A 13,528-nucleotide genomic window follows, 5' to 3' on the forward strand; every position below is an offset into this window, starting at 1 on the left:
GGGCCGTGGGGGTTTCCGCCGAGGGGTGGGGGGATCTTTTGTTTGCCTGGTGGTCCGGGCGGCGGGCGGGGCCCGCCGATCCCGGTCTTGCGCGGTTCGCTGGCAGGGGCGAGGGCGACGCTGTGCTGTAAGTGAGCCATGGCCAAAGTCCGTGTCGATGGGGAATGCACGGTCGGTGCATCCCCTCAGGTCAAAAAACAACGCTGCGCAGAGGGACTCATTGTTGGGCGAGGGCGGGGGGCTGACGAGTTAATCGTTGTTAATTTCGTGCTGAAGCGGCGCTTTCAGACTGGTTGATCGCGTAAAGTGCGCAGCACTGGCGTCTGACTGGCTAAAAGGAATCCGTGCCCATGAACCGTAACGATTTGCGACGCGTCGACATGAACCTGCTGGTGATTTTCGAAGCGCTGATGTTCGAAAAGAACCTGACCCGTGTCGCCGAAAAACTGTTCATGGGCCAGCCGGCCGTCAGCGCTGCTTTGGGGCGGTTACGCGATCTGTTCGATGATCCGTTGTTGCTGCGCAACGGTCGCGGCATGGAACCGACCGCGCGGGCGCTGGCTATTCTCAAGGAGCTGCAACCGGCGATGGATGTCATCTCTGGCGCGGTCAGCCGGGCCAAGGAGTTCGAACCGGCGAGCAGTTGCGACGTGTTTCGTATCGGCTTGTCTGACGACGCCGAATTCGGCCTGTTTCCGCCGTTGCTGCGTCAGCTTCAGCAAGAGGCGCCGGGGATTGTCGTGGTCGTGCGTCGCGCCAACTACCTGCTGATGCCGGCACTGTTGGCCTCTGGGGAAATCTCCGTTGGCGTCAGTTACACCACTGAATTGCCGGCCAACGCCAAGCGCAAAAAACTGCGCGACATTCCCTGCAAAGTCCTGCGCGGCGACGACCGTCCGGGGCCGCTGACGCTGGACGAATACTGCGAGCGCCCACACGCGATGGTATCGTTCTCCGGCGACCTGAGCGGCAATATCGACATGGACCTGGCCAAGGTCGGCCGTTCCCGCCGCGTGGTCCTCGGCGTGCCGCAATTCAGCGGCTTGCGCGCCTTGCTCGCCGGTACCGAAATGATCGCCACCGTTCCGGATTACGCCGCCTGTGCGCTGGTTGAGGGCTGTGCGCTGCGCGCCGAAGATCCACCGTTCCCGATCGATGCGGCGCAATTGTCGATGGCGTGGAGCGGGGTGCATGACAACGACCCGGCGGAGAAATGGCTGCGCGCGCGGATCAGCCAGTTCATGGCGGCGCCGCTGGATATCCCGCCGATTTAAATCCCTGCGCAAATCTCACAAACACATCGATCCCCTGTAGGAGTGAGCCTGCTCGCGATAGCGGTTCGTCAGTCATAGATGATGGTGGCCGCTAAACCGCTATCGCGAGCAGGCTCACTCCTACATTGGTTTGGTGTGATGCTTGAGTTCTTGGTGCTTTAAACATCGCCGTTTAAGCAACACCCTCAGACACTCTTTCAGGCTACGCATCCTTGCGCCTTTGCCTACAGCTACGCCAGAATCCGCCGGCTTGTGCGCTTGTGGCCCGGTCTCTATCGTTTGGTGGTCGCTGAAAACTCAGCGATCGGGTTTAGCGACTCGGACCAAAAAAGTGCATCAGCGCTCCATGCTTCGTTGCCGGCTATCGTCTGCACTTCGCTATGGCGGCTGTATGCGGGAGACCTTCGGGTCTACCGGGTTGCCTTTTTACCGGTTCGCTAACCTGCATACGGTCGCCACCCATCCTGTTTAGCGACAGGACGTGGTGATCCCGGCTCTAAAAAGGAGATTCACCATGTTCAAAGTCACACCCAACCCACCAGACATCGACCCCACATCCCCCTACGAATCCATCGATTCCCGAAAACTCCACGAAGCCGCCGACCGCGCCCTCGACCATTACCTCCTGCCACCCGGCTCCACGCCACCTCCACGCAGAACTCGCGGGATGTATGCCGTAACCGCCGACACCAAAGCCGAAGAACTGCTGACCGACGCCAGCGAAACACTCGCCTCGGCCAAGACCATTGCCCAGGACGTCGCCCACCTGTTGCCCGCGCCGCAGCGTCGGGCGTTGTTGGGGATTGCGCAGTTGATCATGCTCGGTGAGCTGGCGGTGAATCGGGTGCTGGATAACCTCGAACCACCTGCCTAAGCACACCCCCCTGTGGGAGCGAGCCTGCTCGCGAAAGCGGTGTGTCATTCAAGTATTTATAACTGACTCGACGCCTTCGCGAGCAGGCTCCCACAGGGTTGTGCGGTGTTTCACGAATCCCGGAACACCGTGGAACTGAGCACACCCATCCAATTTCCTCCCACCCAACCCCGGCATGATTCACCCAATAATTATTCACGGGTGAGTCCATGCACGTTTCTCAACGGGATGAACAGGCACGCGACATCGGTTTGCTGTTCCTGCGGGTCAGCGGTGGGTTGTTTCTGCTGTGGGTCCACGGCTTGCCCAAGCTGCTCGACTTCACCGCGCAACTGCAACTGATCGAAGACCCGTTCCACTTTGGATCGCACCTCACCCTGATCCTCGCGATCTTCGCCGAAGTCCTCTGTCCGCTACTGATCGTCGCCGGGTTACTGGCGCGATTGGCCTGCGTGCCTATTCTCTTTGTGCTGCTGGTGGCGTTGTTGGTCGTGCATCCGCAATGGAGTGTGGCCGAGGGGCAGTTCGGCTGGTTGCTGTTGATCCTGTTTGCCACTGTGTTGATCGCCGGGCCGGGACGGCTGGTGATTCCTGTTCGTTTGCCCGGAGTGCTGCGTTATGCCTGAAGTCCTCAATCCACAAACACCGGGGGCCGATGAGACGGTCACGCTGATCATCAAGCACCGGGTCAAGGCCGGTTTCGAGTCAGCGTATGAAGCCTGGCTGCGCAATATCGTCCGCGTGGCGGGGCAGCGTGAAGGCCATCTGGGCGTGGACGTGGTGCGCGGCAAGCGCGGTCGACTCGACTTCTACACCTGCGTACTGCGCTTCAGCAGCACCGAAGCGATGCAAGGCTGGCTGGAGTCGCCGCAACGTCAGGCACTGGTCGCCGAAGCGGCGCCGATGCTGGCTGACGGCGATCAGACTGAAGTCGCGCCGATCAAGGAGTTCTGGTTTACGCCACTGGCCGATGCCGCTTCGCCGCCGCCGCGCTGGAAGCAAGCCGTGGTCACGCTGCTGGTGATTCTGCCGCACACCTTACTTGTGCCGCTGATCTGGGGACCGCTGCTGGCGCTGCATCCGCTGCTTTCCAACTACGTCGTCGCGACATTTTTGATCACCCTGACCATCGTTCTGTCGGTGGTCTACGTGGTGATGCCACCGGTCACCCGTTTGTTTGCGCCGTGGCTCGAAGCCAGCCAGGCCCATGAACACCTCGATTCCCAAGAAACCTCGCCACGCTGAGCGTGCGGGGTTCGCTCCTTTTCACTTTGCTTGAGGAACTGCGATGAGCGCCGATCTGATTCTGTTCAATGGCCAATTTCATACCGTCGACCGCACCAAACCGCTGGCCAGTGCCGTGGCCATCACTGACGGCCGTTTCGTCGTCGTTGGCAACGACAACCAGGCCATGGCCCTGCGCGGGCCGAACACGCAAGTGGTCGATATGCACGGTCGCTGCGTCATTCCGGGCCTCAACGACTCGCACTTGCACCTGATCCGTGGCGGTTTGAACTACAACCTCGAACTGCGCTGGGAAGGCGTGCCGTCGCTGGCCGATGCGCTGCGCATGCTCAAGGATCAGGCTGACCGCACGCCGACCCCGCAATGGGTGCGCGTGGTCGGTGGCTGGAACGAATTCCAGTTCGCCGAAAAACGCATGCCGACCCTTGAAGAAATCAACCAGGCCGCGCCGGACACCCCGGTGTTCATCCTGCACCTCTACGACCGCGCATTGCTCAACCGCGCAGCGCTGCGTGTGGCCGGTTACACTCGCGACACGCCCAACCCACCGGGTGGCGAGATCGTTCGCGACAGCAATGGCAACCCGACCGGCATGCTGGTCGCGCGGCCAAACGCGATGATTCTCTACTCGACGCTGGCCAAAGGGCCGAAGCTGCCACTGGAATATCAGGTCAACTCGACCCGCCAGTTCATGCGTGAACTCAATCGCCTCGGCCTGACCAGCGCGATCGATGCCGGCGGCGGTTTCCAGAACTACCCGGACGATTATCAGGTGATCGAACAACTGGCCAAAGATGATCAGTTGACCGTGCGCATCGCCTACAACCTGTTCACCCAGAAGCCGAAAGAAGAGCTGAGCGATTTCCAGAACTGGACCGGCAGCGTCAAGTTGCATCAGGGCGACGACTTCCTCCGTCACAACGGCGCCGGCGAAATGCTGGTGTTCTCGGCGGCGGACTTTGAAGACTTCCTCGAACCGCGCCCGGACCTGCCGCAAACCATGGAGGAAGAGCTGGAACCGGTGGTGCGCCACTTGGTTGAACAGCGCTGGCCGTTCCGTCTGCACGCGACCTACAACGAGTCGATCAGCCGCATGCTCGACGTGTTCGAGAAGGTCAACCGTGACATTCCGTTCAACGGCTTGCCGTGGTTCTTCGACCACGCCGAAACCATCACCCCGCAGAACATCGAGCGTGTGAAGGCATTGGGCGGCGGCATCGCGATTCAGGATCGCATGGCCTTCCAGGGCGAGTACTTCGTCGATCGTTACGGCAAGCAAGCCGCCGAAGCGACGCCACCGATCAAACGCATGCTCGCCGAAGGCGTACCGGTCGGCGCGGGCACCGATGCCACGCGCGTTTCCAGTTACAACCCGTGGACCTCGCTGTACTGGATGGTCAGCGGCCGCACCGTTGGTGGTCTGGCCTTGTACGAAGAAGGTCTGCCGCGCACCACCGCGCTGGAACTGTTCACCCACGGCAGCGCCTGGTTCTCCTCGGAGCAGGGCAAGAAGGGCCAGATCAAGGTCGGGCAACTGGCGGATCTGGCGGCGCTGAGCGCGGACTTCTTCCATGTCGAAGAAGAAGCGATCAAGTGGATCGAGTCGGTGTTGACCGTGGTTGGCGGCAAGATTGTTTATGCCGCCGGCGACTTCGAAGACCTCGGCCCACGGTCGATTCCAGTACTGCCGGACTGGTCGCCGGTGGTCAAAGTCCCAGGCCACTGGCGCCCGAATTCGCCATTGCAGGCGCAGGTTCACCAATGCAGCGGCCCGTGCGCGGTGCACACCCACAGCCATGAAAAGGCGCGCATGTCGAGCGCACCGGTCAGCGACTTCGCCGGTTTCTGGGGCGCGTTTGGCTGTTCCTGCTTCGCTTTCTGATTTCCCCGAGAGCGCCGGCCATCCGGTCGGCGCCTCACGCTTCATCCATCCGTCCATCAGGAGTTTTCCCATGAGCGTTCCTTACACACGTCTGAACAAAGATGATGCGGTTGTATTGCTGGTCGATCACCAGACCGGTCTGATCTCGCTGGTCCAGGATTTCACTCCGAACGAATTCAAAAACAACGTGCTGGCGCTGGGCGACATCGCCAAGTTCTTCAAGCTGCCGACCATCCTCACCACCAGCTTCGATGCCGGCCCGAACGGCCCGATCGTGCCTGAATTGCGCGAGCAGTTTCCGGATGCACCGTTCATTCAGCGTCCAGGCCAGATCAATGCCTGGGACAACGAAGACTTCGTCAAAGCGATCAAGGCGACCGGTCGCAAGCAACTGATCATCGCCGGTGTGGTGACGGACGTTTGCGTAGCGTTCCCGACCTTGTCGGCGATTGCTGAAGGCTATGAAGTGTTTGTGGTGACTGACTCGTCCGGCACGTTCAATACCACCGTGCAGCAGGCGGCGTGGGCGCGGATGTCGGCGGCGGGTGCCCACCTGCTGAACTGGTTCTCGGTGGCGTGCGAGCTGCAGGGCGACTGGCGTAACGATATGGAAGGTTTGGCGCATCTGCTGTCGGAGCGTCTGCCGAACTATCGCAATTTGATCAACAGCTATACCAAGTTCACTGCCAAGTAATTCGGTGTGAGTTTGAAAAGCCCCTCACCCTAGCCCTCTCCCAGAGGGAGAGGGGACTGACCGAGGTGTTTTTCTAGATACGCCGACCTGAAACTTCGAGCCGAACTTCAGTTTTGAACCGCATGAAGATCGGCTCCCTTTCCCCTCGCCCCCCTGGGGGAGAGGGCTGGGGTGAGGGGGAGGCTTTTGATCTTGATCTTGCCGCTTCAACGCTTCTGCAACCAACCCAAAAACCCACCTTTCCTCACCGCCACCGGCTTGGCCATCAACGCGAGGCGACTGTTCTGCTGACGCACCGCCTGCAATTTATTCAACGCCCGACCCACCTCCGTACGCTGCGCCATGCACTCGCGAGTGAGGTGCTTGTCGAGACGATAGATGATGCTCGACGTCAGCGCCGTGAACGTCGCCTGCGACGGTGTATCGGCGAGAATACTTTGCTCACCCATGACCTCACTCGGCCCCATCCGCCCGGCCTCGACCTGGCTGTCGCCGTCCGCCACCATCGCACTGACCACTCCGGTGGCAATCACAAACAGACTGTCCGGCACTTCATCCAGATCCAGCACCACCTGGCCGGCCGCATATTGCTGCGCAACCATCGATTCGGCGAGGCGATCACGTTCTTCGCTGCTCAGCGAGCGGAAGATTTTCACTTCATCGAGCAACGCGCGGGCACGGGTCGACGGCTCGATCACGCCGTCCGGATGCCGCGAAATGCCTGCCGCTTCCAAATGCCGGTGAGCGAGGTCGAACAATTGATTGCGCACTTCGCTTTTCTTGCCGAGTTCGGCGATGAAGCCGCTGGCGACGTACTCCGACATGGTTTCGCCGGCCTCTTTCAGCACGGCTTTCGGCGCTGGCGTCAGCAACAGAGCGCTGCTGCCCTGCAAGGTGCGATCAAGCGCATCGAGTACCCGGCGCGGGCGGATGTGATTCGGCACCTGAATGCTGATCGACACGCCATGCATGTTGTTCGGGCGGCTGAGGTTGACGATCTTCGCCTTGGCCGCGACCGAGTTCGGCACCACCGCCATGGTTCCGGCGCTGGTCAGCAGGTGCGTGGCGCGCCAGTCGATGTCGAAGACCTTGCCTTCGACGCCGTCGATCACCACGAAATCATCCACCTGATACGGCTTGGTGGTGTTGAGCACGATCCCGGAAAACACATCGGCCAAGGTGCTTTGCAGCGCCAGACCGACAACAATCGCCACCACGCCGGAGGTTGCCAGCAAACCTTTCACCGGCAGCTCCAGCACGTAACCGGCCGCGGCGACGGTGGCGACCAGGAAGACCAGAGCGCCGATCACGTCCTGCAGCAAACGACCGCTGTGACCGATGCGACGCATCAGTGCCAGGCCGATGACTTCGGTCAGCACCCGCGCGGCGTACAGCCACCAGAGAATTCCCAGAGCCGTCGCACCCAATTGCGCCACGCGGTCATCAACAAACTGTGGTGCTTGCAGTGGGCTGACGCCGGCGTTGATCACCAGCGCCGTGAACGCCAGAAACAGCACCAGCCGCACACCGACTCTCGGGGCGCGATGGGTGAAGGGCGAGAAGTGCCAGAGCACAGCGTCGAGCAGCAGCAGGGCGGCGCTCCAGGACAGCAGGTGAGTGTAGAAAAAGGTCATGACCGAAGCTCCGCAATGTCTGCCAATAAAAAGATCGCAGCCTGCGGCAACTCCTACTTTGGAATGCATTTTCCTGTAGGAGCTGCCGCAGGCTGCGATCTTTTGCCGTTAAGGCTGCAAGTGGGTTTTCAACTCAGCCGCCGCCTGACGCACCGCCGCTTTCACCTCAGGAATCTGACTCAGCGGATTGAGCAGGCCGAAGTCATGAATCATCCCGTTGTAGCGCACCGAGGTCACCGCTACACCCGCCGCATCCAGGTGCCGCGCGTAGCCTTCGCCTTCGTCACGCAACACATCGAACTCGGCAGTCTGCACCAGTGCCGCAGGCAAGCCTTTGAGTTGTTCGGCGCTGGCGTTGAGCGGCGAGGCGTGAATCTGCGCACGCTCGGCCGGGTTGGTGGTGTAGTTGTCCCAGAACCACTGCATCATGCCTTTGGTGAGGAAGTGGCCCTCGGCAAATTGCTGGTACGAGCCGTCGTCGAACTGCGCGTTGGTCACCGGCCACATCAGCAACTGGAAGCGCAGCGCCGGGGCTTTCTGTTCCTTGGCCATCAACGCCACGACCGCCGCCATGTTGCCGCCGACGCTGTTGCCGGCCACGGCCAGGCGCTTGCCGTCGACACCGATGTCCTTACCGTGCTCAGCCACCCATTTCGTCGCGGCGTAGGCCTGGTTGATCGCGGTCGGGTACTGCGCTTCCGGCGACGGCGTGTAATCGACGTACACCGCAACCGCGCCAGAGCCCACCACCAAGTCACGAATCAAGCGTTGGTGCGTCGGGAAATCACCGAGCACCCAGCCACCGCCGTGGAAGAACATGAACACCGGCAACTCGCCTTTGACCTTGGCCGGCCGCACCACTTTCAGGTTGATCGTCTGGCCGTCGACCTTGATCGCCTTGTCGCTGACTTCAACGCCCGACAGATCCACGTTCACCGAAGCCTGGGCGCCGGTCAGCACCGCACGGGCGTCTTTCGGGCTCAGTTGCTCCAGTGGTTTGCCACCGCCGGCGGCGAGGGCGTTGAGGAAGGCCTGGGTGTTGTGTTCGACACCGCTGCTTTCGGCGGCGAAGGCATTGCCGATGGACAGGGCGAGGAGGGACGCGGTGAGGGTTTTCTTGACGATGTTCATGGTGGAAATCCTTTTGAATGTTTTTGAATTTTTATGCCTGGGTTGCGGGATGCTGTGGCGCTGGGCTTCAGGCCTCAGCAACACCGTGAGCACAGATTAATGAGCTGCCGAAAAGTGAAAAAGCGGCTATAAAGCGTTTAACTGTCCACCAGAGAGTGACAATGAACCCGTTCGAAGACATGCGTATTTTTTGCCAGGTCATGGACTCCGGCAGCTTCACCTCAGCGGCCGATCAATTAGGCCTGTCCAAGCAGTTCGTCAGCCGACGCTTGATGCAGTTGGAAGAACGCCTCGGCGTGCGCTTGTTGAACCGCTCGACGCGGCGCCTCGACGTCACCCCGCTGGGGCAGAGTTATTACGAATCGGCGTTGCGCCTGTTGGGCGAAGTCGAACAGGTCGAGCAGGGCATCGCGGGGCAGACTGCCGAGCCGCGCGGAACGATTCGTGTGAGTGCACCGCTGTCGTTTGCCGTGGCGCATTTGGGGTGTTTGTTGCCGATGTTCTTGCAGCGCTATCGCGAGGTCACGGTTGAGGTCGACCTGAGTGATCGGCCGGTGGATTTGCTCGGTGAGGGCTACGATCTGGCGCTGCGCATTGGCGTGCTTGAAGACTCGACGCTGATTGCCCGGCGCATCGCGTCGATCGAGCGGGTGTACTGCGCCAGCCCAACGTATCTGGCCGAGCGCGGCACGCCCCTCAAGCCTGAAGATCTGCACAGCCATGATTGCCTGCCGTATGGGCATGGACGTTCGGTGCAATGGCGTTTCAATGCGGGGCAGGGCAAGCCGCTGTTGGTCAACGTCACTGGGCGCATGCGGGTGAACAACGGCGAGTTGCTCAGGGATGCGGCGGTGCAGGGGATGGGCATTACTTATCTGCCGACGTTCATCGTTGGCGCAGCGCTGAAGGATGGCCGGCTGGTGCCGGTGCTGGATGATCTGCGCCCGGAGCCGCTGACGTTGTCGGCGGTGTATCCGCAGCATCGTCAGGCTTCCAGACCGGTGCAGGCGCTGATCGAATTCCTGCGTGAACGCCTGAATCAGAACAACGTCGCCCTTTGAGCCGTACGCAAATCAAACTGTAGGAGTGAGCCTGCTCGCGATAGCGTTCTGTCTGTCACAGCTTCAGTGTCTGAATGACCGCTATCGCGAGCAGGCTCACTCCTACAATTGATGGTGGTTGTCTGCGAAATCTGCGCACGCCACAAAACCCTGTGGGAGCGAGCCTGCTCGCGAAAGCGTTCTGTCTGTCACAGCTTCAGTGTCTGAATGACCGCTATCGCGAGCAGGCTCGCTCCTACAATTGATGGTGGTTGTCTGCGAAATCTGCGCACGCCACAAAACCTTGTGGGAGCGAGCCTGCTCGCGAAAGCGTTGTGTCAGGCAAAACATCATTGACTGACCCACAGCATTCGCGAGCAAGCTCGCTCCCACAGGTTTTGCGGTGTGTCTAATGATCAGTTGGCGCGCTTGTCATCGCCCGGCTCGCCGCCGACATGCACGCCGCGATCATCGCCGGCTTCAGCCGCAGCATGGACGCCACGATCATCGCCGGCTTCAGCCGCAGCATGGACGCCGTGGTCATCGCCGACTTCACCCGCGCGGTGGACGCCGTGGTCATCGCCGACTTCACCCGCCCGATGGACACCATGGTCATCTCCCGCTTCGGCGTGCGTGCCGTTGCGCCCGGATGAGGCGCTGTCGCCCGAGTGTCCCGAGCCGTGGTCGCTACCGCTGTGGCCACTGTTGCCGCCGCCCCCATGACTGCCGCCACCACCGCTGCCACCGCCACTTCCACCGCTCCCACCACCGCCGCCACCGCCATTGCCGCCATGCCCCCCACCGCCACTTCCTCCCCCACCCCTCCCGCCCCCCCCCCCACCCCCCCCCCCCCCCCCCCCCCCCCCCCCCCCCTTCCCCCCCATCCCCCCCCCCGCCACTTCCTCCGCCACCACTTCCGCCGCCGCCCCCACCGCCCCCTCCGCCACCACTGCCTCCACCACTCCCACCATCCTTGGCATAAGCACTGGATACCCCGGACAAACTGTCCGGAATGAGTACCGTTGACGCTGACAGAACTGCGCCGATGGCCATTGCGAGCACGAGCTTTTTAATGTGCATATCGTTCTCCGTCTTTGTGGTTTTGTTTGGGAACGTAAAAGTGCGTTGTTGCAGGGACCGGACCCGTTCCCCGGGGTCAGTGAATACTCGAAGCCAGTTCGAAAATCGGGATGTACATCAGGATCACGATGACCCCGATCAGCAGGCCGATAAACGTCATCAGCAGCGGCTCGAACAACTTCACGAACCACTCCAGCCAGCGGCTGATTTCCTCGTCGTAGAAATCGGCGCTGCGTTCCATCATCTGCCCGAGGTTGCCGGACTGTTCGCCGGCGCGCAGCAGTCGTAGCGAGACCGGCGTCACCAGGTGATTGAGTTCCAGCGCGGTGGACAGCGACTGTCCCTCGCGCACCCGCTCGCAGGCCTGATCCAGTCGCGTCCGCGATGCGACGGTGAGCAAGCCCCGGACCATGGCCATGGCGGTCACCAGCGGAATCCCGCCTTGCAGCAGAATCCCCAGCGAACGATAAAACCGCGCCAGCTCATACATGAAAATCCGTTGATGCACCGCCGGCAGTTTCTCCACCAGCCGATCCAGTCCACGGCGAAACGCCGGTTGCTTTTGCAGCACGACGAGGGCGATGACAATCGCTGCCAACGCACCGAAAAACTCGGCCTGATGCGCATGCAGAAACATGCCGCTACTCATCAACACCTGCGACAGCCACGGCAGGTTATTGCCCAAGCCTTCAAACACCAGACTGAAGCGCGGCACCACATAACCCATCAGGAACAGCACCACGCCACCGCCGACGATCAGCAACAGCATCGGGTAGATCGAGGCACTGATGATCTTCTGGCGCACCTCGTCCATGCGCTGGCGATAACTGACATAGCGGCCCAGCGCATCGCCGACCGCACCGGTCTTCTCGCTGGACTGTACCAGCGCCACGTACAGCGGCGGGAACACCGCCGACAACTGGCCCAACGCCTGCGAGAAGGATTTGCCCTCGTAAAGCAAGCGGACCAGCTCACTCAAGGTTTTCCGGGCCGCGGGGGCGGATTCTTTTTCGGCGAGGCTTTCCAGCGCATCGATCAACGGTAGGCCGGCATTGAGCAGCGTGGTCAGTTCCTGGCTGAACAACACCAGGTTGAAGGTCTCGCGCTGGCGTAGTTTCAGAGAGCGCCAATGCTTGTCGGCGTGCGAACTGAGCACACGTAAACCCTGGTCCTCGGCAATCCGCCGCGCCTCGCTGTCACCCGGCGCTTCGACGCTCAAGGACACCACGCCAGCCTTGCTGACCGCTTTCAAATGAAATCGCATGGGCCGCGCTCCGCTTACTGCCAGTTGGTCACTTCGGCGTTTTCACCTTCGCCGCCGGGCTGGCCGTCCTTGCCCATCGACAGCAAGTCGTACTCGCTGTTTTCGCCGGGATAGCGGTAGGTGTAGTTACGTCCCCACGGATCCTGCGGGAGCTTTTTCTGCAGGTACGGGCCGGTCCATTTCGCCTCGTCGCTGGGTGCGGTGACCAAGGCCTGCAAGCCTTGTTCGGTGGACGGGTAATGGCCGACTTCCAGTCGATAGATATCCAGCGCTTTGCTCAGTCCTTCGATCTGCGCCTTGGCCACCTTCACTTCCGAGCGACCGAGTTGGGCGAAGTATTTCGGCGCGACGATCCCGGCCAACAGGCCGAGTACCACCAACACCACGAGCAATTCGAGCAGGGTAAAACCGCGTTGGTCACGCGGACGAAATTGCAGCTTCATGATGACCTCCCGTGAGTGGCAGCCGAGTCGCCAGAAGGGCTTATGCAATTGCCATGCTCAGCCCCCACTCAAGAACGTCAACTTGGCTGAAGGCCTTGTAGTACGGGCTTTTCAAGAGTCGGCACAGTGCTTGCGTATGGCTCAAACGTGATCGGCCATTGGGGCATTTCCCCCAATTTATCGGGGTCGATCCGGGGAGGCCCGACATGAAATTTATCGCCAGCGGATTGCTCGGTTGTGTGCTGCTCAGCGGCGCCGCGCAGGCCGATGTGTTCATCTCCGTGGACGCCAAGGGCAGCTACGTGCTGTCCAACGTTCACCGGCCCGGACGCACTTACGAACGGGTGATCCACGAGGCTGAAATGCCTGTGGCCAGCCTCGATCAACAGCCACAAATGATCGCCAACCAGCCCTACGCGGAACTGGTCTCGGCAGCCGCCAAAGTCAATCAATTACCCGAAGCGCTGCTGCACGCAGTGATCAACGCCGAGTCCCATTACAACCCCGGCGCGACCTCGGCCAAAGGCGCCGGCGGACTGATGCAGTTGATGCCCGATACCGCGCGCGAGCTGGGTGTGACCGACGTCTACGACCCCAAGGCCAACATCCAGGGCGGGGCCAAATACCTCAAGCGCCTGATGACCCTGTTCGACAACGACATCGCCCTTGCCGTGGCGGCCTACAACGCCGGGCCGGACGCGGTCCTCAGCCGTGGCCGGGTGATTCCGCCGTTCGCCGAAACCCAGCGTTATGTGCCGAATGTCTTGCGTCAGTACCGGCGTCTGCAGGGGCTGGCCATGGATGCGCCGTTGTGACCCCAACCCGGTTTTCCCCACTTTCGGGGCAAACGGCCAAGGCCCGAAAAGTGGGGGAAACGGGTGGGGAATATCCCCCGAACTCTCAAATCGTTGCGGTAACTGCTTGAACGGACATGTAATTTTTTGTGGCACGCGGATTGCTCCGGGGC

At 61.2% G+C, this 13,528-nt stretch carries 12 protein-coding genes and 1 pseudogene; 8 read left to right on the top strand and 5 right to left on the bottom strand.

Going from position 1 to position 13,528, the window contains the following annotated elements:
• Nucleotides 1-350: 350 nt before the first annotated feature.
• The 6 genes from ACWR1S_RS27380 to ycaC all read left to right on the top strand — a co-directional run bounded on the left by ACWR1S_RS27380 (nucleotide 351) and on the right by ycaC (nucleotide 5,969).
• Nucleotides 351-1,274 (top strand): LysR substrate-binding domain-containing protein, encoded by a 924-nt coding sequence (locus tag ACWR1S_RS27380; protein WP_454565689.1) that lies wholly within the window; start codon nucleotides 351-353, stop codon nucleotides 1,272-1,274.
• A 514-nt stretch (nucleotides 1,275-1,788) separates the two neighbouring features.
• Nucleotides 1,789-2,148, top strand: coding sequence for a DUF6124 family protein (locus ACWR1S_RS27385; protein WP_016987821.1), 360 nt, complete (start codon nucleotides 1,789-1,791; stop codon nucleotides 2,146-2,148).
• A 209-nt stretch (nucleotides 2,149-2,357) separates the two neighbouring features.
• Nucleotides 2,358-2,774: a DoxX family protein gene (locus ACWR1S_RS27390; protein ID WP_454565690.1), complete on the top strand. Its 417-nt coding sequence runs from the start codon at nucleotides 2,358-2,360 to the stop codon at nucleotides 2,772-2,774.
• Nucleotides 2,767-3,393, top strand: coding sequence for an antibiotic biosynthesis monooxygenase (locus ACWR1S_RS27395; RefSeq protein WP_368969141.1), 627 nt, complete (start codon nucleotides 2,767-2,769; stop codon nucleotides 3,391-3,393). Before ACWR1S_RS27390 ends, ACWR1S_RS27395 begins: the two co-directional genes overlap by 8 nt.
• A 43-nt stretch (nucleotides 3,394-3,436) precedes the next feature.
• A complete protein-coding gene (locus ACWR1S_RS27400) occupies nucleotides 3,437-5,275 on the top strand; it encodes an amidohydrolase (RefSeq protein WP_454565691.1) in 1,839 nt (612 codons plus the stop codon).
• Between the two features lie 70 nt (nucleotides 5,276-5,345).
• Nucleotides 5,346-5,969 (top strand): isochorismate family cysteine hydrolase YcaC, encoded by a 624-nt coding sequence (gene ycaC / locus ACWR1S_RS27405; RefSeq protein ID WP_007913541.1) that lies wholly within the window; start codon nucleotides 5,346-5,348, stop codon nucleotides 5,967-5,969.
• Nucleotides 5,970-6,175: 206 nt separating this feature from the next.
• Here ycaC and ACWR1S_RS27410 read toward each other — a convergent pair whose 3' ends face one another.
• Both ACWR1S_RS27410 and ACWR1S_RS27415 read right to left on the bottom strand, forming a co-directional pair.
• Complete coding sequence (locus ACWR1S_RS27410; RefSeq protein ID WP_454565692.1) at nucleotides 6,176-7,603, bottom strand: mechanosensitive ion channel domain-containing protein; 1,428 nt, start codon at nucleotides 7,601-7,603, stop codon at nucleotides 6,176-6,178.
• Between the two features lie 108 nt (nucleotides 7,604-7,711).
• Entirely contained in the window at nucleotides 7,712-8,734 is a 1,023-nt protein-coding gene (locus ACWR1S_RS27415) for an alpha/beta hydrolase (protein ID WP_454565693.1), read from the bottom strand.
• Nucleotides 8,735-8,895: 161 nt separating this feature from the next.
• Here ACWR1S_RS27415 and ACWR1S_RS27420 point away from each other — a divergent pair, with 161 nt between their 5' ends.
• Entirely contained in the window at nucleotides 8,896-9,795 is a 900-nt protein-coding gene (locus tag ACWR1S_RS27420) for a LysR family transcriptional regulator (RefSeq protein WP_454565694.1), read from the top strand.
• 395 nt (nucleotides 9,796-10,190) lie between these two features.
• Here ACWR1S_RS27420 and ACWR1S_RS27425 read toward each other — a convergent pair.
• From ACWR1S_RS27425 to gspG, 3 genes and pseudogenes are all read right to left on the bottom strand, one after another.
• Nucleotides 10,191-10,854: pseudogene (locus tag ACWR1S_RS27425) on the bottom strand (hypothetical protein).
• 76 nt (nucleotides 10,855-10,930) lie between these two features.
• Complete coding sequence (locus tag ACWR1S_RS27430) at nucleotides 10,931-12,118, bottom strand: type II secretion system F family protein (RefSeq protein WP_454565695.1); 1,188 nt, start codon at nucleotides 12,116-12,118, stop codon at nucleotides 10,931-10,933.
• A gap of 14 nt (nucleotides 12,119-12,132) precedes the next feature.
• A complete protein-coding gene (gspG, locus tag ACWR1S_RS27435; protein ID WP_034152611.1) occupies nucleotides 12,133-12,561 on the bottom strand; it encodes a type II secretion system major pseudopilin GspG in 429 nt (142 codons plus the stop codon).
• Nucleotides 12,562-12,767: 206 nt separating this feature from the next.
• On the opposite strand from gspG, the gene ACWR1S_RS27440 reads away from it, so the two are divergent.
• The gene (locus tag ACWR1S_RS27440; RefSeq protein WP_077572069.1) at nucleotides 12,768-13,376 is read left to right on the top strand and encodes a lytic transglycosylase domain-containing protein; all 609 of its coding nucleotides are present in this window, start codon (nucleotides 12,768-12,770) and stop codon (nucleotides 13,374-13,376) included.
• Nucleotides 13,377-13,528 lie beyond the last annotated feature (152 nt).

Source organism: Pseudomonas sp. AIG, from assembly GCF_977020205.1.

Bases quoted from the DNA above. Each gene is read 5' to 3' on its own strand.
- ACWR1S_RS27415 (WP_454565693.1), bottom strand. From the start codon at position 8,734: ATGAACATCGTCAAGAAAACCCTCACCGCGTCCCTCCTCGCCCTGTCC.
- ycaC (WP_007913541.1), top strand. From the start codon at position 5,346: ATGAGCGTTCCTTACACACGTCTGAACAAAGATGATGCGGTTGTATTG.
- ACWR1S_RS27400 (WP_454565691.1), top strand. From the start codon at position 3,437: ATGAGCGCCGATCTGATTCTGTTCAATGGCCAATTTCATACCGTCGAC.
- ACWR1S_RS27385 (WP_016987821.1), top strand. From the start codon at position 1,789: ATGTTCAAAGTCACACCCAACCCACCAGACATCGACCCCACATCCCCC.
- ACWR1S_RS27410 (WP_454565692.1), bottom strand. From the start codon at position 7,603: ATGACCTTTTTCTACACTCACCTGCTGTCCTGGAGCGCCGCCCTGCTG.
- ACWR1S_RS27395 (WP_368969141.1), top strand. From the start codon at position 2,767: ATGCCTGAAGTCCTCAATCCACAAACACCGGGGGCCGATGAGACGGTC.
- ACWR1S_RS27440 (WP_077572069.1), top strand. From the start codon at position 12,768: ATGAAATTTATCGCCAGCGGATTGCTCGGTTGTGTGCTGCTCAGCGGC.
- ACWR1S_RS27390 (WP_454565690.1), top strand. From the start codon at position 2,358: ATGCACGTTTCTCAACGGGATGAACAGGCACGCGACATCGGTTTGCTG.
- ACWR1S_RS27420 (WP_454565694.1), top strand. From the start codon at position 8,896: ATGAACCCGTTCGAAGACATGCGTATTTTTTGCCAGGTCATGGACTCC.
- ACWR1S_RS27380 (WP_454565689.1), top strand. From the start codon at position 351: ATGAACCGTAACGATTTGCGACGCGTCGACATGAACCTGCTGGTGATT.
- ACWR1S_RS27430 (WP_454565695.1), bottom strand. From the start codon at position 12,118: ATGCGATTTCATTTGAAAGCGGTCAGCAAGGCTGGCGTGGTGTCCTTG.
- gspG (WP_034152611.1), bottom strand. From the start codon at position 12,561: ATGAAGCTGCAATTTCGTCCGCGTGACCAACGCGGTTTTACCCTGCTC.